This window comes from Brotaphodocola sp. (assembly GCF_050873365.1).
Lineage (GTDB): Bacteria > Bacillota > Clostridia > Lachnospirales > Lachnospiraceae > Brotaphodocola.
The window spans coordinates 115849-138191 of the sequence record NZ_JBNMIQ010000006.1; the positions used below are offsets into that span (position 1 = coordinate 115849).

The window sequence follows — 22343 nt, forward strand, 5'->3', positions numbered from 1 at the left end:
TGCTTTTTTCTCTTAATTCTTCTACTTACTTTCCTGCTTTTCTTATTTTGCCTCTTCTAAAAGTACACTTCGCTTGATCCATCGCACAACCTCATCCACGCCCTGATCTCCGCGGATATTGGTGAAAAGGAACGGTCTCTCACCTCTCATTTTCTTTGAGTCTCTCTCCATGACCTCAAGACTTGCGCCAACCATCGGTGCGAGGTCAATCTTGTTGATTACCAGCAGGTCAGAGCGAGTGATTCCCGGACCGCCTTTTCTCGGAATCTTGTCTCCCTCTGCGACATCGATGACAAAAATCGTCGCATCCGCAAGCTCCGGGCTGAATGTTGCAGAGAGGTTGTCTCCACCGCTCTCAATAAAGATGATCTGAATGTCTGGGAAACGGCTCATCATCTCATCAACCGCCTCAAGATTCATCGAGGCGTCCTCGCGGATTGCGGTGTGCGGACAGCCACCAGTCTCGACACCGATGATACGCTCTCTCGGCATGATACTGTTCTTGCAGAGAAATTCCGCATCTTCTTTCGTGTAAATATCGTTGGTGATGACACCGATGCTGTATTCCGATGCCATCTTTCTTGTCAGGATCTCAATCAGTGCAGTCTTGCCAGATCCAACCGGACCTGCAACTCCGATTTTTACGTATGACATTTTTCTGCCCTCCCGTTTCTTTCTCATGTATCCTTACTCTTTAGATTTTCGTGTTCTACTTTTTCCACTTTTTAATCAATCTAAATCTATTCTCTTAATTCTATTCAAAATTTATCTTTTTCAATGGCTCCTCCGGCGGGTAAAGTCATGCAAACTAGTCACTGATTACGCGTTGCGTAACCAGTAACTGATTTTGCCGATGCTTCGCATTTCAAATCGGCAAAATCTGCAATTTTACTGTACTGTACGGTATTTTCGGTTCCGAAAATACCTATATCCACAAATAATGTTTTAAAAATGCACTCCTGGGTTCGACGTAGCGGTGCATAAGGTCGCATAGTACGCGACCTAAACACCGACGTCTCACACGGGTTTGCCTGCACTTTCCCGCCCTCCGTCGCCTTAACTAAACCGTTCTTACTCTCATATAAATTTCTATGCAAATAACAAAGGCTCCTACATACAATATCCAAGCCAAACTAATTGATCATCGCGAAAAATGATTTTCACCCTATATTTAGGACATATAAAGACGCGAATAAAGTGCCTCATGTTGCATACAACGGATCTCAAATCCCGGTGCTTCGGCGCCAAGGTCATCTTCATCTAATTCCTTCAATCGTGTCATAACTTCATCAAATAATTCCTGCGCTTCAAATAAAATCTGCTGTCCGGCAGTTTGACTAAGTGGCACGGTTTTTACGCAGTTTGTGACCATTGCGGAGGTCTGTGCATAGAGATAATGTTCCAACATCATCTGCCTGTCAATTCCCGCTCCCGCACAAAAAACTCCGTATACAACAGAATGATTCTTCGCTCCTGGAAGTTTGATATATTCATGAAAAATCTCACTTGTAAATGGAATCTCCCACGCCGAGACTGTCTTTATAAAACGAGAACCCAACTTTTCTCCTGCCTGACGAATTTCCATCGCAATACGAGTCGCTGTCACCATCTCATCCAGTTCTGCAAGACGCGCCAGAATCTCCATGCTTTTTTCAGATGTATCATCCTGCATTACACTTTTTTCTATATCAACGTTTACACGATTTGGGTGATTTTCATTTAAAGCAAAATCAAACTGTTCTGCAAGATCATACGCCATCGCCACCGTCAACAATTCATTCTGGCAAAAACTGTGCAGGAGCATGCTTCTGATATAAGCTCGTGCAGTCTTTACATCTTTCACGATTCCTTTTTGGATATACGTTTCCAAACCATAAGAATGAGAGTATCCTCCGATCGGAAACAACGCATCATTAATCTGCAACAGCAGGTAATGTTTTCTCTGTTCGCTCAGACTCCTCATGTCTCTGCCTCCGTCTTCTCTCTTAATTTCTTCACGTTACTTTAATATTATTGTGTAAATCCGATTTCCAACCTTATATTCTTTTAATGAGTATGACTGCTGACCGTTGAGGAGATTGCGCGGTCAAAATCAAGTTTTCTCACTGCCTTTTCAACAGTCACTCCATGCAGTTTTGCAAGAAGCTGAAATGTCGGCTCATTGTAAGGAGTGATGAACTCATTATCCTCCTCGCCCCACATCAGAGCACCATGTTTATTTCCAATCTCAAAGCAAACTTTATGTGCCATCTTCGGATGATGCGCATCCACATGAATGACAATGACCTCACACGGTGGAACATCCACTGCAATGACTTCATTTCCATCCTGCCACAGCACATCTCCCTGACGCAATCCCTTCGTGAGAATCTCCGTTCCAAGGCGAACTCCGATCTCTCGTCCGCTCTGCGTCATTTTCTGGTGAATTCTCTTATATGCTTCATGCCATTCGATCTCTACATAATCAATCTTATATGTTTTGCCGGAAAATTTTTCATCAGAAAGATTTCCCAGCACCGTTTCACAAAGTATCATGGCTTCCAATTTTCTTCCTTCCTCTACTTATCCTATTTTCAATTCAACTCTCGCGGAGCGTATAACTCAGAAGAGGATTGTCGCCCCTCCTTAAAATATTTGTTATATCTCTACTTATAGAGGAGGGGAACATCCACTCTGAGCTATAAAACACATCTCGACGCAGGCGACGTAGTGCAGGGAAGTCACTGGAAACCCGTGTGAAACGTCGGTGCTTAGGCTGTGTATTTTACAGCCTTATGCACCGTTACGTTGAACCCGGAGCGAGAGCGCGTTTTCAGGACTTTCTCTGCCGGAGGCGCCGTCCTTATCACGTCTATGTCTATCGGTCTATTATGTCAGTCTATTGTGTCGATTTATCATGTCGACGCTCTTAAAACAGCGCAATATTCCAACCTTAAAACAGCGAATACATCTGCGTCAGCGGAAGTCTCTCCGCCGGTTTTGACGTCAGCGACTCTCCATCCGCCTTAACCTCATACGTCTCCGGATCTACGGTGATCTCCGGTGTCTTATCATTCCACTTCATATCCTTCTTTGAGATATTCCGCGTGTTGTGAACCGGGAGAATCATCTTCTGAAGACCAAGTTTCTCCTTGATTCCTTCATCCAGAGCAATCTGCGATACGAAGGTCGCACAAGTCGCATACTTTGCTCTTCCGTGTGCTCCAAACATATGCTGGTACATCACCGGCTCCGTCGTCGGAATCGATGCATTCGCGTCTCCCATCTTCGACGCAATGATCATTCCACCCTTAATGATGATGTCCGGTTTCACTCCGAAAAATGCCGGATTCCAGATCACAAGATCTGCAAGTTTTCCAACCTCAACGGAACCAACATAATCCGAGATGCCGTGCGTGATTGCCGGGTTGATCGTGTACTTGGAGATATACCGGCGAATTCTCATATTGTCGTCGTTCTCCGTATCACCCTCAAGCGGTCCCCGCTCCTCTTTCATCTTGTGTGCCGTCTGCCACGTTCTCGTGATGACCTCTCCGATTCTTCCCATCGCCTGAGAATCCGAACTCATCATACTGAAAACGCCCATGTCGTGAAGCACATCCTCCGCCGCGATCGTCTCCGGTCGAATACGAGAATCTGCAAATGCGACATCCTCCGGAATGTTTTTATCGAGATGGTGGCAAACCATCAGCATATCGAGATGCTCATCGAGCGTATTCTTCGTAAATGGCATCGTCGGATTTGTCGAGGACGGAAGCACATTCGGGGCAGAAGCTGCGCGGATGATATCCGGAGCATGACCACCGCCTGCGCCCTCGGTATGATAGGTGTGGATTGTTCGCCCATTAATCGCTCTGAGCGTATCCTCAACGCATCCACCTTCGTTCAACGTATCGGTATGAATTGCGACCTGAACATCGTACTCATCTGCGACATTGAGACAGTGATCGATGACTGCCGGTGTCGCGCCCCAGTCCTCATGAATCTTGAGTCCCATCGCACCCGCCTTGACCTGCTCAATCAGCGATGCCTCATCGGAACAGTTTCCTTTTCCGAGAAAACCGAGATTCATCGGATACTCCTCCGCCGACTCGAGCATTCTCGCAAGGTTCCACGGTCCCGGTGTGCACGTCGTCGCATTCGTTCCGTCCGCCGGTCCGGTTCCTCCGCCGATCATCGTCGTCACGCCTGAAAACAGCGCGCAGTCAATCTGTTGCGGACAGATGAAATGAATGTGCGTGTCGATTCCGCCCGCAGTCACAATCATCCCCTCAGTTGCAAGAGCTTCTGTCGAAGCGCCGACCGTCATTCCTGGTGTGATTCCATCCATGATATCCGGATTGCCCGCTTTTCCGATGCCGACAATCTTTCCGTCCTTAATTCCGATATCTGCCTTGTAGATTCCCGTGTAATCCACAATCAGCGCATTTGTCAGCACGAGATCGAGATCCCCGTCCGCACTCGTCGTCTTCACCGACTGACCCATCCCATCGCGGATCGTCTTTCCACCACCGAACTTGATCTCATCTCCGTAGCGCGTCATATCGTATTCCACCCGCGCAATCAGATTGGTATCTGCAAGCCGAATCCGATCTCCGGTTGTCGGACCGTACATCATGCTATATTGTTTTCCACTGATTTTGAAACTCATCTCGCCAGTCCTCCTTGTCTATGCATCTAAATTCCTCTCATCTGTTTCGCTCTCGCACGCTCAAGCGCCCGATCAAGATTTTCCGGGATCGCCTCTCCGACGGTCAGATCGTTGCATCCGTAGACAATTTTCTTTCCTCCAAGTGCGACGAGTCTGACAAGTCGTTTCTCTCCCGGCTCAAAACGCACAGAAGTTCCGGATGGAATATCCAGCCGGAATCCAAATGCTTCTTTTCGATCAAATTCCAAACAGCGATTGACTTCAAAAAAATGGAAATGAGAGCCAACCTGAACCGGTCTGTCTCCCATGTTCGCCACCATCAACTCTCGCGTCTCTTTTCCCTCATTCAAAACGATGTCCCGATCAAGGGGCAAAATCTCTCCCGGTCTCATAAGCCAGCCTCCTTCGCATTTTTTCGCGCCTCCCAGCAGGACGGTCCCGGCTGAATCGGATTGTGGACTGTCACGAGCTTTGTCCCGTCGGGGAAGGTTGCCTCAACCTGAACCTCCCCGACCATATCTGCAACGCCGTCCATCACATCCTCCTCGCTCAAGAGTTTTCGCCCAAGCTCCATCAGCTCCACGACCGATTTTCCATCGCGGGCAAGCTCGAGAAGTTCTGAACTCAGGTAAGCGACTGCCTCCACATAGTTGAGTTTCAGTCCTCTCGCCCGTCGCTCCCCTGCAAGCTGTCCCGCCATATGGAGCATCAGTTTTTCCTGTTCCTTTGGTGTCAGTCTCATTTTGAAAATCCTCCTCCATCTATTCCAGTCAGCACGTTACAACGACATCGTTGCCTGAAGTTTTTCCTGATCGAGGTCTGCCGGAGCACCGTCCATGATGATGCGCCCGTTTTCCATCACATAACAGTAATCTGCGATTTCCAGAACGAATTCAAGATACTGTTCCACAATCAAGACCGCCATTCGGGATTTGAGTCCGGTGATGACTCTTCCGATCTCCTGAATGATCGATGGCTGAATGCCCTCTGTCGGCTCATCGAGAATCAAAATCTTCGGCTCTGACACAACGGCTCTCGCGATTGCCAACTGCTGTTGCTGTCCGCCTGAGAGATCTCCGCCCTTTCTCTGAAGAAACTCTTTGAGGATCGGAAACGTCTCAAAAATGAAATCCGGGATCTCGCCTTTTCCCTTCTTTGCTTCCAGTCCGAGAAGAATATTTTCCTCGACCGTCAACTGTGGGAAAATCTCTCTGCCCTGCGGGACATAGCCGATTCCCCTTCTCGCCCTCTCGTAAGCCGGAAGATGAATCAGTTCCTCCCCGTCAAGCTGGATACTTCCCTCCGGGGTCTTCACAAGCCCCATGATCGCCTTCATCGTTGTCGTCTTTCCTGCTCCATTTCTTCCCACCAGACAGGTGATCCGTCCGGTCGGTGCCTCAAGATCTACATGGCGCAGAACCATTCCCTCGCCGTAAGTTGCATACAAACTTTCTGTCTTAAATGTCATACCCGATCACCTCCATTTTAGCCTCTGCCCAGATACACGTCAATGACCTTCTGGTTCTTCTGAACCGAGTCCATTGTGCCCTCATCGAGCACCTGTCCCTCATGAAAAACTGTGACGGTGTCCGAGACATCCTTTGCAAACTGCATGTCGTGCTCCACCACGATGATCGAGCAGTCCTTCTTGATTTTTTTCAGGAGTTCCGCAGTCTTTTCCGTCTCTTTTCTTCCCATTCCTGCGACCGGCTCATCGAGGAGCATCAGCTGTGGTTTTGCCGCCATCAGCATGCCGATTTCAAGCCACTGTTTCTCTCCGTGTGAGAGACTTCCGGGATATTTAAAACGCTTGTCCTGAAGACCGATGAACTCGAGAACGTAGTTCATGTAGTCCTTTTTTTCTTTTGAGAGTTTCAGAAATGTCGTGCAGTAGATCGAATGTTTTCTCGCGACTGCAAGCTCAATATTTTCCTCGATCGTGATGCCTCCAAATACGCTCGGTGCCTGAAACTTTCGACCGATTCCAAGATCCGAGATCTTGTACTCTCGCATCTTCGTCACATCTTTATCGCCATCCTTGTCACTGTGGAAAATGATATGTCCGTCTGAGACTTTATTCTTTCCGCAGATCGCATCGAGAATCGTCGTCTTTCCCGCTCCGTTCGGTCCGATGAAAAACCGGATCTCATTTTTTCCGACACTCGTGGAGACATCCTTGATCGCCTTAAAATCACCAAATTTTATACTCACATCCTGAATATCCAGAACCGGATCTTTTACTTCCATGATTCATTCTCCTTTCGCGTCTCTGTCTCTCTGCTCATTTCCTATCCTCAATACCAAAACCGATATCCGCAATTCTCTTATCTTTCGCCCTCACTCATGAATGAAAGGGAAATCGTGCCCGCACTACGAACCAATCAATGTGCACGGCTCTGCTTTTCCTCTGAGACGAAATTTTCCGTCTCTCTCGGCTTCTCATTCTTTCTGACCTCGAGCGCATGACGGATTCTTCCCGGAACCTCTTTCAGGGAAACAAATCCACCCGGAAGCCACAGAATTACGACAACAAAGAGAACACCGATGAAATACGACCACAGCTCCGGGAAATTCTCACTCGCGATCGTCTTGAATCCGTTGACGGCAAGAGCACCGAGGATCGGACCTGCAAGCGTTCCCTTTCCTCCGATTGCAACCCAGATGATCATCTCAACCGACGGCGTGATGCCAACCTCGTTCGGGGAAATGATGCCGACCTGACCGACATAGAGCGCACCTGCGATTCCGGCAATAACTGCAGAGAGCGCATAGACAAATACCTTGTAACTTGCGGTGTTGTAACCTGCGAATCCGGCACGATTCTCTCCGTCACGGATTGCGATCAGCACGCGACCGACACGGCGACCGGTCAGGAATCGGCAGACTCCGTAAATCAGAACCAGCGCGATCAGAGTTGCATAAAACATCTGAATCTTTGTGACCGGGGAGCTGATGCTCTTTCCGAAAATCGTCTTAAAGTCTGTCAGACCATTCGAACCACCTGTGTATGCCTGACTTCCGATCAAAAGCGTGCTCATAATCATCGCCATCGCCTGAGACAGAATTGAGAAATACACACCGCGGATCTTATTTAAGAATGTCAAATATCCGATCAGGATCGCAAGCGCCATCGGCACAAGAACTGCCATCGCAATCGCAAAAACCGGATTTGCAAACGGCTTCCAGAAGGTCGGCAGGGCGCTCATTCCGGTCCACTGCATGAAGTCCGGAAGAGCTCCGCCCGAGGCTTCGAGTTTCAGATACATCGCCATGCAGTAAGCGCCAAGTCCAAAGTAAACACCGTGACCGAGACTTAAAATTCCCGTGTATCCCCAGATCATATCAAGTCCGAGGGCGACAATCGCAAAGCACATATATTTTCCAAACAGGCTGACACGAAACATCGGCATGTAAAACGGAAGTGTGCCGAGAAACAAAAAGATCAGAAGAACCAGAATCGTGGTTCCCTTTATTTTCATCGCAGGTCTAGGTTTCATCGCTGTACCATCCTTTCCTCACCTTAACTCATTCAACGTTACCGCTCATGCATTACACCAACCATCACGGCTTGTTTTCTTTCCCGCTGTTCCTTAATAATAACAATAAGTACTTGGAAATCTCGCTTTCTCAATGAATTCTCGATTAATCCTCAAGGGAGCGGGTATGTACGGCAAAAATGCCCTTAGGACGAAACTGAAGCAGGATGATGACGCACACAAAGATCAGAACTTTTCCCATTGAAGCGGTTGTCACAAACTCAAATGCAGTCTCACCGACTCCGATAAATCCAGCTCCGAATACCGAACCGATGATGCTTCCTGCACCGCCCACAACAACCGTCATGAATGTATCCACGATGTAGTTCGTTCCGAGTGTCGGTCCGATTGCTCCGATCCAGGTCAGCGCACAACCGGCAAGTCCCGCAAGTCCTGAACCGATCGCAAACGTGGAAGCATCGATCCGGCTTGTGTTGACTCCAAGGCTCGCAGCCATGTTTCGGTTCTGCATAACCGCACGAATGTTTCTTCCCTGACGGGTCTTGAACATCAGCGCATAGACACCGAGGAGACAGATAACTGCAATCAGGAGAATGAAAAGACGTTTGTACGGAAGGGCGAGCATACCGGAAATCTTTAAGCTGTTCTCAAGGAAGGACGGTGCCTCCACTCCGACGTTCGGAGAACCAAAAATGCTTCGTGCTCCCTGCTGGAGAATCAGGCTGATGCCCCAGGTCACAAGCAGGCTGTCCGCCGCTCTTCCATAGAGCTTTCTAATAATCAGCTTTTCCAGAATCAGACCGCAGAACCCTGCGACGAGAAAAGAAAGAAGAATTGCCACGATGCAGTAACTGTCAAATACCGATGCCGGAAGATACTTCTTAAAAAAGTTCTGAACGACGTAGGCGGTGTAAGCCCCGATCATGATAAATTCTCCGTGAGCCATGTTGATGACTCCCATAAGTCCAAATGTAATCGCCAGTCCAAGCGCTGCCAAAAGCAGAATGGAACTGACGCTGATTCCGTTAAACAACTGCATCAGAAATAGTTCCATAGTTTTCTCTCCCTTCCAGTTTTTTCTCAAACCAAATCCTGTTTTGCTCTCACCAAAATGAATTTTGCCTCTTAACGAAGACATCCCGACCGAAGTCGGGATGCCATTATCACCATTGTCTGTGAACGATATTCTCTTTTGCCAAGTTCTTTTTACTGAGTGGAAAGTCCGCTCGCCCACTCGTAAGTGCTTAAGTACGGGTCCGGCTTCACTGCCTCGTCCGTGCTCCAAACCTCATCGATCAGACCGTCTGCATTGATCTTACCGATTCGTACCGGCTTGTACATGTGCTGGTTGTCACCGTCGATTGTGATCGTGCCCTCCGGAGCGGAGAACTCAATTCCGCCTGCTGCCTCTTTTACTTTGTCAACATCGGTGGAACCTGCCTTCTCAACGGCTTTCGCCCAGAGATAAACAGCATCATAACCAGCCTCAATCGGATCATCCGTCACACGGTCCTCTCCGTATTCTGCCTTGTACGCCTCAACGAATTTCTCGTTTTCCGGTGTGTCGGTCGTCTCATAATAGTTCCATGCGGTCAGATGACCTTCCAGATAAGAAGCACCGATTCCGGCAACCTCCTCCTCTGCGATCGATACGGAGAGGGTCTGGATCTGATCCGGTGTCAGTCCTGCATCCTTGTACTGCTTGAAGAATGCAACGTTGGAATCACCATTCAGGGTGTTGAAAATGAAGTCCGGCTGTGCCTGCTGGATCTTGCTGATGATCGTCGTGTAATCGGTGTGACCCATCGGGGTGTACTCCTCACCGACAACCTCCATTCCAAGTGCCTCAGCCTGCTTCTTCACGATCTCATTTGCCGTGCGCGGGAAAACGTAATCGGAACCGAGCAGGAATACTTTCTTTCCGTAATTCTCGCTCATGTACTCGATTGCCGGAACAATCTGCTGGTTCGGAGCAGCTCCCACATAAAAGATGTTCGGGGATGACTCCATGCCCTCATACTGTACCGGATACCACAGAAGACCATTGTTGCTCTCAAATGTCGGAAGCACTGCCTTTCTGCTTGCAGAAGTCCAACATCCAAATACCGTTGCAACCTTGTCATTCAGAAGAAGTTTCTCTGCCTTCTCCTTGAATGTTGCGTTGTCGGAAGCTCCATCCTCCACAACCGGCTCGAGCTGTTTTCCGAGGACACCACCAGCCTCGTTGATCTCCTTGATTGCCAGAAGCTCTGCATCCTTCACCGACGTCTCACTGATCGCCATCGTTCCGCTCAGGGAATGAAGGATTCCAACCTTGATCGTATCACCCGATGATTCCGGGGTGCTCGCCTGCTCGCTTCCAGACTCTGAAGTCTTGCTCTCTGTCTCAGTTGATGCACTGCTTCCCGATACCTCCGACATTGCACCACCGCTACAGCCTGCGAGGGAAAATGCCATTGCAACCGCCATGACTGCGCTTGCCACTCTGTTCATCTTCTTCATAATTGTTTCCTCCTCATCAAGTTTTTCGTTCTGGCTTTCCGCCGTATGAAAAGTCCGATAAAAATTTTTTTGAAATAAAAAAATAGCCGTCCGTTCCCTCTTTTTGGAACATGACAGCTTCGTCTTTTCATACCGCTTATTTTGTTTTTCCTGCGTTCTGCAGATGAGAGAATCATACATGATTTGTGACGTAAAAAAAACCATACATTTTCGGTTTTATACCCGACATTTTCGGATTTCAGCATGATTTCCGGTATCCGGCAGGGGTGTAGCCCGTATAATTTTTGAACAGTTTTGTAAAATAATCCACGGTCGCATACCCGAGTTCCTCGCTGATTTCATAGACTTTTTTGTTCGTTCCGCGGAGCATTCCCTTCGCCTTTTCCATCCTCATTCGCATGCAGTAATCCGAGATCGTGACCCCGGTTCGCCGTCGAAATCGTTTTCCCATGTAGTCACGACTCAAGTCAAGCTGTTGCTCGAGATAATCCTGAATATTCTCCATCGAGGCATTCTGTTCCACAATTCCGGCAATCCGGTTGACAAGGGAATCCGGAGTTACCAGCTCATATCGACGGATGCGCTCTAAAAACTCTGTGATCACCTGCTTTGCAAACCGGCGAATCTCCGCCCCCTCGCTCTCCATTTTCTGAATTTCAATCTCTCCGGAATCTCCCTCTTTCCCACTCCATTTTTCACTGAGTTTTTTGCTGAGTTTTCCACAGAATCGCCCACTTCCGTCCGGAATATCCACAGGATCTAAGAAGCGCAACCAGAGCGCTTCCTCCTCCATCTTCTGCCAGATCTGCTCGAGAATATCCAGGACCCGCCCGCGAAGCTCCGCCTCGGGATTTAAACAACCTCGCTTTGCCTCTACACAGAGTTCCTCCACGATCGCTGTGATATTGATATCCGCCTGATCCGGGTTCTCAAGCAATTTGCGGTAAAACCGGATTCCCGTATCCTCCTCAGGCACAAGCCGACTCCTGCCGGCGAAAAACAGAGCTTCGGTCAATTTCTCCTCGCTGTACGGTTTTTCAATGTAATCGACTGCGCCGAGACGCATCCCCTCCCGCGCACAGTAAAAGTCATTCTGAGGACCGGCCAAAATCACACAGGAACCATATCCGCTATCCCGGATCTGCCTGCAAAGTTCCAGCCCTCCCATCACCGGCATCGTCACATCTGCAATCACAATGTCATAGCGGTTCACCGCCATCTTTTCGAGGGCATCCTTTCCGTTCACTGCAACTCCAGCCAGCCTGTAAAATCCATGTCTCCAGAGCGGATACGAACACGCCTGCGCCCTCGTCCGCTCCTCATTCTCCACAAGAAGTACCTGATACACGATTCGGATTCCTCCTCTCTAAAAAAATGTGCCTTGATTCCAAAAAGAATGTGCTTTAGCACAAAAAGAGGCGGAGCACCCGATCACGATATTCGCCATCGAATGCTCCGCCTCTGCTCTTATGTTGTTGGATTATACCGAATTATTTGTGAAATTGCAAGTGGTGATTAAAACTTCTCTCATTCCCACCCGTATACTGTAACGTGAGAATTTATTTTCCGTAGTAAGCCTTCAGGTACATCTCCTTGATCTCGCTCATCAGCGGGTATCTCGGGTTTGCACCAGTACACTGATCATCGAATGCCTGCTCGGTCATTGCATCCAGAGTGTCGAGGAAGTACTTCTCATCTACGCCGTAGTCTGCGATCGTCTTCTTCACGCCGACAGCCTCTTTGAGTGCATGGATCTTCTCGATCAGCTTGTTTACAGCCTCCTCATCGTTCTTAGCCTGGATACCTACGAAGCGAGCGCACTCTGCGTATCTTGCGCGGGTGTGCGGATACTCGTACTGCGGGAAGGTACCCATCTTTCTCGGAACCTCTGCGGAGTTGTATGCAATTACAAGCTCAAGCATCAGCGCATTTGCGATGCCGTGCGGGATGTGATGGAAAGCACCCAGTTTATGTGCCATGGAGTGACATACTCCAAGGAAGGCATTGTTGAATGCCATACCAGCCATGCAGGAAGCATCTGCCATCTTGCATCTTGCCTCAACATCGTTTCCGTTGTTGTAAGCGCGTGGGAGATACTCGAATACGTTCTTCATTGCCTTGAGTGCGAGACCATCGGTGTAGTCGCTTGCCATCACGGAAACGTAAGCCTCGAGTGCGTGTACCAGAACATCGACACCAGATGCGCTCGTCAGACCCTTCGGCTGGCTCATCATGTTGTCTGCATCGACGATGGACATATCCGGGAGCAGTTCGTAGTCAGCCAGCGGATACTTGATTCCGGTCTCCTGATCGGTGATAACTGCGAAGGAGGTCACCTCAGAACCGGTACCGGAGGAGGTCGGGATTGCTACGAAGTATGCCTTCTCACCCATCTTCGGGAAGGTGTATACACGCTTACGGATATCCATGAAGCGCATTGCCATATCCTGGAAGTCTACTTCCGGATGCTCGTACATTACCCACATGATCTTTCCGGCATCCATTGCGGAACCACCACCGAGTGCGATGATGACATCCGGCTTGAATGCGCTCATTGCCTTTGCACCTGCCTGTGCGTTTGCCAGAGTCGGGTCCGGCTGTACATCGGAGAAGCACTGGTATACGATACCCATCTCATCCAGCTTGTCGGTGATCGGCTTCGTATAACCGTTCATGTATAAGAAGGAGTCGGTTACGATGAAAGCTCTCTTCTTGCCAAGTACGTCTTTCAGCTCGCTTAATGCGACTGGCATACATCCTTTCTTGAAGTATACCTTCTCAGGTGCACGGAACCACAGCATGTTCTCTCTCCTCTCAGCCACAGTCTTGATATTGATCAGGTGTTTTACACCAACGTTCTCGGATACGGAGTTGCCACCCCAAGAACCACATCCAAGTGTCAGAGACGGAGCCAGTTTGAAGTTGTAGATGTCACCGATACCACCCTGAGAAGACGGGGTATTTACAAGGATACGGCAGGTCTTCATTGCTGCTGCATGCTTTGCGAGTTTCTCTTTCTCGTTGACATTGACATACAGGGAAGAAGTATGACCGTAACCGCCATCTGCTACCAGTCTCTCTGCCTTTGCGATTGCCTCGTCGAAGGTCTGTGCCTTGTACATAGCCAGTACCGGAGACAGCTTCTCGTGTGCGAACTCCTCGCTCAGCTCTACGGACTCAACCTCACCGATCAGGATCTTGGTATCTTCCGGAACATCAACACCTGCGAGCTTTGCGATCGTGTGTGCCTTCTGACCAACGATCTTTGCGTTCAGCGCGCCGTTGATGATGATTGTCTTTCTTACCTTATCAAGCTCATCCGGCTTTAAGAAGTAGCATCCGCGGTAGATGAACTCTTTCTTTACTTCTTCGTACACCGGAGCCAGAACGGTTACGGACTGCTCAGATGCACAGATCATACCATTATCAAAGGTCTTGGAGTGGATGATCGAGTTAACTGCCAGCTTGATATCAGCGGTGTCATCGATGATTGCCGGAGTGTTTCCTGCACCTACGCCGAGTGCCGGTTTGCCGGAGGAGTAAGCTGCCTTAACCATTCCCGGACCACCGGTTGCAAGGATGATGTCTGCATCCTTCATAACGGTGTTGGTCAGCTCCAGTGACGGAACATCGATCCATCCGATGATGCCTTCCGGTGCACCAGCCTTAACTGCTGCATCCAGAACAACCTTTGCTGCTGCAATCGTGGATGCCTTAGCACGCGGATGCGGGGAAATGATGATCGCATTTCTTGTCTTCAGACAGATCAGAGTCTTGAAGATTGCGGTAGAAGTCGGGTTCGTCGTCGGGATAACAGCTGCAACCAGACCGATCGGCTCTGCGATCTTCTTGATGCCGTATGCCTTATCTTCCTCGATGACTCCGCAGGTCTTCGTGTTCTTGTAAGCGTTGTAGATATACTCAGCTGCGTAGTTGTTCTTGATGACCTTATCCTCTACGATACCCATTCCGGTCTCTTCCACAGCCATCTTTGCCAGCGGGATTCTCATCTTGTTCGCTGCCAGTGCTGCACGGTAGAAAATCTCATCTACCTGCTCCTGAGTATAGGTAGCAAATATCTTCTGCGCCTCGCGCATTGCTTTCATCTTGGCTTCCAGAGCTTCCACGTTGTCAATGATTCCGGAAGTTACTACTTCTTCTTTCTTTGCCATCTTGATTCTCCTCCAAAAATGTTATTCTCTAACTCAATGTCTTGATGTCTGTGTCTCATAATCGATGAATCGATGTTAGGTTGACGATGTTTCTTTGTTGTAATGTTCTCGTTGTTTTTTGCTTGATATTTTTTTAACAACTTGATTCTATATGCATTATATCGAATCGTTAAATAATTGTCAATATGTCTTTTCAAGTTTTTTTCTATTTTTTAAAAAAATACATTTCTGTTATTTTTCGATGATTTTGCGTTACTGTTCACGCGCACATGCCCAGTAACGGAATTTGCCGTGGCTTCGCATTTAAATACGGCAAATTCCCGCAGAGCGTCGACTTAAATCAAACGAATTCTCCCCTGATACAAGAAAAAGTCCGGCATCCCGGACTCTCCTCATTTTTCGTATTTGATTTTTTGTATTTAACTTTTTATATCTTACTGCTCTCTTTCCTTATATCCGAGTGCCTGCTCCAATGCCTCCTTCTCCTCATTTCCGAGAAGAACTTCGGTCTCTCCGCGATCCACCTCTTTCAGATACAGGTAACAACCCTCTCTGCTGTGAACCGAATTGATGACAAATCCGGTGTTCGTGTAGTCGAGGATGGCAAGGGCGAAGCTCAAATTTCCGCCCATCCCCTGAAATGCATTGTACTTTACAATTCCAATTTTCTGAAAAGCCGCCCGGCTGTTCTTGTTCGCCGTCCGGATCGCGTCCTTATTTGCGCGATCCTGAGAGCGCAGTTCGAGAATCTCATCCATCTGCTCGGAGATCAGCTCCTCGAGAGATTCCGCATCTTTTCCTCTCATGAAATAATCGTATCCGCGATAGAGCTGTTGCATCTTCAAAACTCCCACAAACACGACGATCAGAAGGATCAGATTCAGAACTGCCAGCGCCAGAATAATATAAAACGGATCAATCCCAAGATTATTGAGAATGCTTCCTTCCATTCTGTCTTCCACTCCTATCTATTTCTGTGTATCTTTTGTCACTACTTTGTCTGCAATCCGATGTTACTGATGTTACTGAATGGACTCAAGTAATTCGATGATCCGCTCAAGCTCAGACTGAGAATAATACGAGATCTCGATCTTTCCTCTGTTGTTATCCTTTCGATTGATGACAACCTGAGTTCCGAGAATCTCTTTCAGACGATCCTCAAGATCCCGATAGACCATCGCAATCTGCTCATCCTCCCTCGTCTCCAAAGGTTTCTGATCCAGATTTTCAGTCATTTTCTCGGTGATCTTCTCTTTCGCTGTCTCCGCTTCCTTCGCCGTCGAAACAGAGGTCTCCGCCATATCCGCAGTCTTCTCGGCAGACTCTGCACTTACACCTGCATCCTCCACCACTGCCTTTGCGTTGGTCTCTTCTGCCATCTCTTCCTTCTTCTCTTTTCCGAAGGTTTTGACGGCTCTCTCAACCTCGCGGACGTTGAGGTGATCTCTCTCCACGATCTTTGCCAGTTCCAGCTGTTGATCCTGATCCTGAAGGCTCAAAATCGCGCGCGCATGACCGCTCGTGATTCTCTTTTCCGAAACCATCTTCTGAACTTCCGGATTCAGATAGAGCAGACGAACGCTGTTTGTGATAACGGTACGGCTCTTCGATACGCGCTTTGCAATCTCTCCCTGCGTCATGCGGAATTCGAGCATCAGGCGCTCATATGCCTTTGCCTCCTCAATCGGGTCTAAGTCCTCTCTCTGAAGGTTCTCAATCAGAGCGATCTCCATCGCCTCCTGAGGGCTGAACTCGCGGACGACAACCGGAACTTTCTCAACTCCTGCGATTCTCGCCGCACGCCATCTGCGCTCTCCTGCGACAATCTCATAGTGATCTCTCTTCTTCTGGACGAGAAGTGGCTGAAGAACTCCATACTGCTTGATGGACTCTGCCAGCTCGTTGAGCTGTTCCTCGTCAAAATATTTTCTCGGCTGATCCGGGTTCGGCTCAATCTCCGTCACCTTGACGAAAAGCTCCTTCTGAGCCTCTGCACCGTCTGCACTCTTTCCGGAAACCTCGTCTACAACTTCCTCTCCGAAAAATGCACCAAGTCCTCTTCCAAGTCCCTTTCTGCTTCTTCTCATTCCTCTCCCCCTCTGTTGATTACTTCTGAAGCAAGCATCCGATAGCTCTCCGCACCGCTCGAACGTGAGTCATAAAGATTGATCGGCATTCCGTGGCTCGGGGCCTCCGCCAGTCTCACATTTCGCGGAATGATCGTCTTATAAATCGTCTCGTTGAGATGTTTCTTTACATTCTCCACCACCTCAAGCGAGAGATTTGTTCTCGCATCGTACATCGTGAAAACGACACCCTCCAGTTCCAAATCCGGATTCAGGCGCTTCTTCACCATCTCGACCGTCTGAAGAATCTGGCTTAAACCCTCCAGCGCATAGTACTCACACTGAATCGGGACAAGCACCGTATCCGCCGCAGTCAGCGCGTTGATTGTCAAGATATTTAGAGACGGCGGACAGTCAATGATAATGAAATCATAAGAATCCGAAATCTTCTTGAGTTCTGTGCGAAGAAGAGATTCCTTATTCTTCACATCGAGAAGCTCAATCTCTGCCGCCGCAAGATTCATATCCGACGGCATCACATCGAGATTTTCCTGTACGTCCTGATAAATGCATGCATCCAGTCCGCAGTCTCCAAGTAACAGCTCATAGACAGTCTTGTCCATGTCTTCCTTCTCAAATCCCAGTCCGCTCGTGGCATTTCCCTGCGGATCAAAATCCACCGACAGAACCTTCTGTCCTGCCTCTGCCAGACACGCCGAAAGATTGATCGCCGTGGTCGTCTTTCCCACGCCACCTTTCTGATTTGCAATCGCTATTATTCTACCCATTCTGCATCCTTTTTATATGTATCTCTCATGGGTCTCCCTGCGGAAAGGTTCGGATTCTCCGCGGAAACCCGTTCTTTTTTACGGGGAATAGTATAACACAATTTTTTTTGTTTTCCTATAAGAAATCAATGAAATGCTTGCTGGAAGTTGTCTGATAATTCGTTCCTGTGAAACTGCTCTATCTATCTGATTCTAATTTTCTGTCTTTTTATTGTCTATCCCGACAATTTGTACTATAATATCAACAGATCTGTTGCTCTTTACGCTCAGATCAAACCTGTCTCGCCTGCAACAAGGAGGTATTCTATGAAGGCAAAAAACAAATTATTGACCCTGCTGATCCTGTCTGCCACTACCGCTGCCTCCGTCGCAGCTATCAATAAAATCATCAAAGTCACAGCTGTGTCAAAGAATCTTTTAAACGATGATAAGTCCAAGTCGCTGTGCTTCAAATGGCGTCTTGGAAATGTACACTACACAAAATCAGGAAGCGGAATGCCTCTGCTTCTGATCCACGATCTGAATTCCGCCTCAAGCGGTTACGAGTGGAGTCGAATTGTCTCCTCTCTTCAGAATGATTACACCGTCTACACGATCGATCTTCTCGGATGTGGACGCTCAGAGAAGGCAAATATGACGTACACAAATTATCTCTACGTCCAGCTGATCTCTGATTTCATCAAATCTGAGATCGGTCACCGCACAAGCGTCATCGCAACCGGAGAGTCCGCATCGATCCCGATCATGGCATGCGCCAACAAGCCGGAGCTTTTTGACCAGCTGATGTTCATCAATCCGCTTAGTGTACAGGATTTCTGTCAGATGCCGGGAAAAGCATCAAAGATGTATAAGTTCGTCGTAGAGCTTCCGATGATCGGAACCCTTCTCTACAACATCGCAAACAGCCGTCAGGCAATCCATGAGCGTTTCGTTGCGTCCGGCTTCCAGAATCCGTATTCCGTCAAATCCTCGTATGTGGATGCCTACTATGAGTCTGCACATCTCGGTGCATCTTCAAAATCCATGTATGCGAGCATAAGCTGTAATTACACGCGCTGTAACATCGTCAACGCACTCCGCAAGATCGACAACAGCATGTACATCATCGGCGGAAATGGAATCGAACACATCGAAGACCGACTGAATGAGTACAAGGAATACAATTCCGCGATTGAGACTGCGCTGATTCCGGGCGCAAAGGGACTGCCTCAGCTTGAGACTCCGGAAGAACTCGTCGAGCTGATCCGTACCTATATTCACTAAGTTCCGCTCACTGCGCACAATTTTCTGTGAAATTATGAAATAAAAAAGCGATTTTCCAATCTCATCTGAGGTATCCCCTCAACCGGATAGGAAAATCGCTTTTTCTCTTAATGTCCTAATATCACTCAGCCTTATTTATTACTCTTACTCATTCATCGCCTTGATTGCAGAGATTGTGCGAGCATAATCTGCCTGCACCTGTGTCCAGAGACGATTTGCCTCAGCCAGATCAATTGCCTTGTCCTCACCTGCCGGACGAAGGCACTCCGTCAGATCGGAAGAGGACTGCGCAAGACCGTCAAATCCCATGTTCTGGGCAACGCCCTTGATCGTGTGTGCGGCACGGAATGCCTCTTTATAATCCTCCGCCTGCATCGTCTGCTCCAGCTGTGAATAGCTCGGATCATCCACAAATTTAAGTACAAATTTTTTAATCAATCCTTCACTGCGAAGACGAGACAGAACTGCATCAAAGTCTGCTCCCATTGCTTCATAACACTCTCTCAGATTCATCTTCTCTATCTCCTTTCATCCAGCCGGAAGACTTCTTCCGCTCTTCCAATCACACCTACTCTGAGGGCTTCCTCGCCATCAGACCACAGCGTTCTCGCTACCAGACGATGTTCCTTCAACTCACCGAACGCATGAATCTTGATCTTGATATCGATCGACGGATTCTCCGGTGTCGTCTTTGCAAGCTCTGCCCGAACCATTTCCAATGTATCCTGATCCTGAAGTAACGCAGATTCTTTTCTGAGATCAAGCTGGTTCTTTTTCAATCCCAGAAGACGTCTTCCCCAGTTTGAGAACAGGATCACATTCGTCAGCTCGCTGTAATCAAATACCAGCGTTCTCTCATGCTCAAAGAAGAATTCCTTCTTTGCCTGCTCAATTCGCATCTGGTTGATCGAGTAGCCGTATCCGTGTAATTTCTTATGCTTGAGAATCTGCTCCACCGTCTCATGCACCTGAAACTCTCTCTCCGGTGAATTTACAGCAAGCTCTCTCTGAATATCTCCCGCTACTTCAAGCAGGCAGTCCAGCAACAGCGGATTGAATGCACCGCACTCTCCGTTCATGATCATGTTGATCGCAGTCTCATGCGAAAATGCCTTCTTGTAACATCGCTCACTCGTCAGCGCATCGTAGACATCGGCAAGGGAGACAATCTGTGCGGAAATCGGAATCTCATCTCCTTTGAGTCCATCCGGATATCCCTTTCCGTCGTATCTCTCATGATGCCAGCGACAGATCTCATATGCCGTCTTCACAAACGGCTCATTCTGATAAGCCGTGATCGCAGACAGCATCGAAGCTCCGACTGCCGAGTGCGTTTTCATAATCTCAAATTCTTCTTTGGTCAGTCTTCCCGGTTTGTTGATGATCTCATCCGGGATACTGATCTTTCCAATGTCATGAAGTGCCGATGCCGTGGAGATTCGGATGATATCTTCCTGAGTCAGTGGATATCTGTCCGTCTTTTCTACAAGGTGCTGAAGCAGAATCTCTGTCATCGTATTTATGTGAAGGACGTGAAGTCCACTTTCGCCATTTCTAAACTCCACAATATGACTGAGGATATTCACCATCATACTGTTGTTTCGTTCTTTCTCATAAACCTGATCCGCAACAAGACCTACCAGACGTTTCTGTTTTGCATAAAGCATCAGGGTATTTTCTACTCTGCGCCGTACAATCAGCGCGTCAAACGGACGGCTGATGTAATCCGTTACACCAAGTTCATAGGCGCGCTCCATGTAAGAAGATGCTCGCTCTGCTGAAATCATGATGACCGGAATATTGTCAATCAGATGATACTTGTTCATGATTGCCAATACCTCAAAACCATCCATCTCCGGCATGGTAATGTCCAGAAGAACCAGATCAATAGCATCGGAATATTTGCGGATGAGTTCAACTGCCTGTACTCCATTTTCTGCTTCCAGAGTCCGATAATCTTCCTGAAGCATATCCGTCAGGATCGCACGATTCATCTCAGAATCATCTACAATTAAAATGACCTGTTTTTCCTGAATCTTGTCATCCGTTTCTGTCTGTCTCATTCCATCCCCTCCTTTATCTCTGAATTTCAATGGATTTTTCCAAAATGTATCCCATTTCCTTATTATACGGGAAAATTCAAACGAAAACAAGCACTCATATATATAACGCTTGAGTTTTCTTCTCATTCCGGATACAATGAAAGGAAAAACAGGAAAGGAAGTGTTTATCCAAATGATTCGCTTCAATCACTTTAACTTCAATGTCCTTGATCTGAAAAAAAGTATCGCCTTCTATGAGGAGGCTCTGAACCTGCTTCCGGTCAGAGAAAAAACTGCGGAGGACGGCTCTTTCAAGCTCGTTTACCTCGGTGACGGAATCTCTGACTTCACCCTCGAACTGACCTGGCTCAAGGAGCGCACCGAACCTTACGATCTCGGCGAATGTGAATTCCATCTCGCTTTCACAACCGACGAGTTCGAGGCACTCCACGCCCGCCACAAAGAGATGGGGATCATCTGCTTTGAGAACGAAGCAATGGGAATCTACTTCATCGGCGATCCGGACGGATACTGGATTGAGATTGTACCTGCAAGATAAAAAGATACAAAAAGGGGACTGGCAGATGCCAGCCCCCTTTTATTTCAATCTTCCACAAGTATCTTCTTTATGCGATCGGCTCCTTCGCCGGAACTCCGGCTTTTCTCGGAAAACGCTTCGGCGTCTTCTCTGTCTTCTTGATCATCACAAGACTTCTGTCCGCCTCTGCACCGGAAAGTGTAAATCTCACAACGTTTTCCACATTTCCGCCGAGAACCTGAATCGCCTTCTCGCCGGCTTTCAGCTCCTCATCGATCTTTCCCGACTTGTACGGCACAAAGTATCCACCGACTTTCACGAACGGCAGGCAGTACTCCGACAATGATGCAGTATTTGCAACCGCCCGCGATACACTGAAATCGTACTGCTCGCGATACTGTGGATTCTTTCCAAAATCCTCAGCTCTTCCGTGGATTGTCTCGACATCCTCAAGACCAAGCTCCCCGATGACCTCATTCAAAAATTTGATTCTCTTATTCAGCGAATCGAGAAGTGTCACCTTGAGCTCCGGAAATGCAATCTTGAGCGGAAGTCCCGGAAATCCCGCTCCCGTTCCGACATCGATCAGCTTCGCGCCATCAAGCGCGGACGCCTCAACGGCGCGCACGAGCGCAAGGCTGTCCACAAAATGCTTCTCTGCGACATCCCCGACCTCGGTGATTCCGGTCAGGTTCATCACCTTGTTCCACTCAACAAGAAGTTCATAGTAGCGATAGAACTGTTCCATCTGCTTCTCAGACAATTCCAGTCCTGCCTCCCGAACTCCGACTTCCATTTTTTCTCTAAAAATTTCTTCCATTCCG

General features: G+C 48.2%; 21 protein-coding genes. 2 read left to right on the plus strand and 19 right to left on the minus strand.

The features are described from left to right. Nucleotides 1-42 precede the first annotated feature (42 nt). The 16 genes from ureG to ACR0QT_RS04975 all read right to left on the minus strand — a co-directional run bounded on the left by ureG (nt 43) and on the right by ACR0QT_RS04975 (nt 17676). Nucleotides 43-654 (minus strand): urease accessory protein UreG, encoded by a 612-nt coding sequence (gene ureG / locus ACR0QT_RS04900; RefSeq protein WP_177976661.1) that lies wholly within the window; start codon nt 652-654, stop codon nt 43-45. A gap of 517 nt (nt 655-1171) precedes the next feature. Continuing rightward, nucleotides 1172-1963, minus strand: a complete 792-nt coding sequence (locus ACR0QT_RS04905; RefSeq protein ID WP_432629756.1) for an urease accessory protein UreF — start codon at nt 1961-1963, stop codon at nt 1172-1174. Nucleotides 1964-2046: 83 nt separating this feature from the next. Then, a complete protein-coding gene (locus ACR0QT_RS04910) occupies nt 2047-2535 on the minus strand; it encodes an urease accessory protein UreE (protein WP_432629757.1) in 489 nt (162 codons plus the stop codon). Nucleotides 2536-2932: 397 nt separating this feature from the next. Then, nucleotides 2933-4651 (minus strand): urease subunit alpha, encoded by a 1719-nt coding sequence (ureC, locus tag ACR0QT_RS04915; RefSeq protein WP_432629758.1) that lies wholly within the window; start codon nt 4649-4651, stop codon nt 2933-2935. Nucleotides 4652-4677: 26 nt separating this feature from the next. Then, complete coding sequence (ureB, locus tag ACR0QT_RS04920) at nt 4678-5043, minus strand: urease subunit beta (protein WP_432629759.1); 366 nt, start codon at nt 5041-5043, stop codon at nt 4678-4680. Further along, nucleotides 5040-5393, minus strand: a complete 354-nt coding sequence (gene ureA, locus ACR0QT_RS04925) for an urease subunit gamma (protein WP_177976666.1) — start codon at nt 5391-5393, stop codon at nt 5040-5042. The genes ureB and ureA overlap by 4 nt, the downstream gene beginning before the upstream one ends. A 36-nt stretch (nt 5394-5429) precedes the next feature. After that, nucleotides 5430-6119, minus strand: coding sequence for an urea ABC transporter ATP-binding subunit UrtE (gene urtE / locus ACR0QT_RS04930; RefSeq protein WP_177976667.1), 690 nt, complete (start codon nt 6117-6119; stop codon nt 5430-5432). Nucleotides 6120-6136: 17 nt separating this feature from the next. After that, nucleotides 6137-6898, minus strand: coding sequence for an urea ABC transporter ATP-binding protein UrtD (gene urtD, locus ACR0QT_RS04935; RefSeq protein WP_432629760.1), 762 nt, complete (start codon nt 6896-6898; stop codon nt 6137-6139). Nucleotides 6899-7032: 134 nt separating this feature from the next. After that, the gene (urtC, locus tag ACR0QT_RS04940) at nt 7033-8148 is read right to left on the minus strand and encodes an urea ABC transporter permease subunit UrtC (protein WP_432629761.1); all 1116 of its coding nucleotides are present in this window, start codon (nt 8146-8148) and stop codon (nt 7033-7035) included. A 145-nt stretch (nt 8149-8293) separates the two neighbouring features. Further along, entirely contained in the window at nt 8294-9202 is a 909-nt protein-coding gene (urtB, locus tag ACR0QT_RS04945; RefSeq protein WP_432629762.1) for an urea ABC transporter permease subunit UrtB, read from the minus strand. Between the two features lie 152 nt (nt 9203-9354). Next, the gene (gene urtA / locus ACR0QT_RS04950) at nt 9355-10650 is read right to left on the minus strand and encodes an urea ABC transporter substrate-binding protein (protein ID WP_432629763.1); all 1296 of its coding nucleotides are present in this window, start codon (nt 10648-10650) and stop codon (nt 9355-9357) included. A 238-nt stretch (nt 10651-10888) separates the two neighbouring features. Further along, nucleotides 10889-11998: a response regulator transcription factor gene (locus ACR0QT_RS04955; RefSeq protein WP_432629764.1), complete on the minus strand. Its 1110-nt coding sequence runs from the start codon at nt 11996-11998 to the stop codon at nt 10889-10891. A gap of 211 nt (nt 11999-12209) precedes the next feature. Continuing rightward, the gene (gene adhE, locus ACR0QT_RS04960; RefSeq protein ID WP_432629765.1) at nt 12210-14822 is read right to left on the minus strand and encodes a bifunctional acetaldehyde-CoA/alcohol dehydrogenase; all 2613 of its coding nucleotides are present in this window, start codon (nt 14820-14822) and stop codon (nt 12210-12212) included. 434 nt (nt 14823-15256) lie between these two features. Beyond that, entirely contained in the window at nt 15257-15772 is a 516-nt protein-coding gene (locus tag ACR0QT_RS04965) for a DUF4446 family protein (protein WP_177976815.1), read from the minus strand. A gap of 72 nt (nt 15773-15844) precedes the next feature. Continuing rightward, on the minus strand, nt 15845-16909 hold the full coding sequence (locus ACR0QT_RS04970; RefSeq protein WP_432629766.1) for a ParB/RepB/Spo0J family partition protein: 1065 nt from the start codon (nt 16907-16909) through the stop codon (nt 15845-15847). Then, nucleotides 16906-17676, minus strand: coding sequence for a ParA family protein (locus ACR0QT_RS04975; RefSeq protein WP_432629767.1), 771 nt, complete (start codon nt 17674-17676; stop codon nt 16906-16908). Before ACR0QT_RS04975 ends, ACR0QT_RS04970 begins: the two co-directional genes overlap by 4 nt. A gap of 306 nt (nt 17677-17982) precedes the next feature. Between ACR0QT_RS04975 and ACR0QT_RS04980 the strand changes: the two genes are divergently transcribed. Next, on the plus strand, nt 17983-18939 hold the full coding sequence (locus tag ACR0QT_RS04980) for an alpha/beta fold hydrolase (protein ID WP_432629768.1): 957 nt from the start codon (nt 17983-17985) through the stop codon (nt 18937-18939). 144 nt (nt 18940-19083) lie between these two features. On the opposite strand, the gene ACR0QT_RS04985 is transcribed toward ACR0QT_RS04980, so the two are convergent. Both ACR0QT_RS04985 and ACR0QT_RS04990 read right to left on the minus strand, forming a co-directional pair. Continuing rightward, a complete protein-coding gene (locus ACR0QT_RS04985; RefSeq protein ID WP_432629769.1) occupies nt 19084-19452 on the minus strand; it encodes an Hpt domain-containing protein in 369 nt (122 codons plus the stop codon). Nucleotides 19453-19457: 5 nt separating this feature from the next. Further along, nucleotides 19458-21002 carry an HD domain-containing phosphohydrolase gene (locus ACR0QT_RS04990; protein WP_432629770.1) on the minus strand — a complete coding sequence of 515 codons (1545 nt, stop codon included), beginning with the start codon at nt 21000-21002 and terminating at the stop codon, nt 19458-19460. A 172-nt stretch (nt 21003-21174) separates the two neighbouring features. On the opposite strand from ACR0QT_RS04990, the gene ACR0QT_RS04995 reads away from it, so the two are divergent. Beyond that, nucleotides 21175-21540 (plus strand): VOC family protein, encoded by a 366-nt coding sequence (locus ACR0QT_RS04995; protein ID WP_432629771.1) that lies wholly within the window; start codon nt 21175-21177, stop codon nt 21538-21540. A gap of 67 nt (nt 21541-21607) precedes the next feature. Here ACR0QT_RS04995 and rsmG read toward each other — a convergent pair whose 3' ends face one another. Next, nucleotides 21608-22339: a 16S rRNA (guanine(527)-N(7))-methyltransferase RsmG gene (gene rsmG / locus ACR0QT_RS05000; protein ID WP_432629772.1), complete on the minus strand. Its 732-nt coding sequence runs from the start codon at nt 22337-22339 to the stop codon at nt 21608-21610. Between the last annotated feature and the right edge of the window lie 4 nt (nt 22340-22343).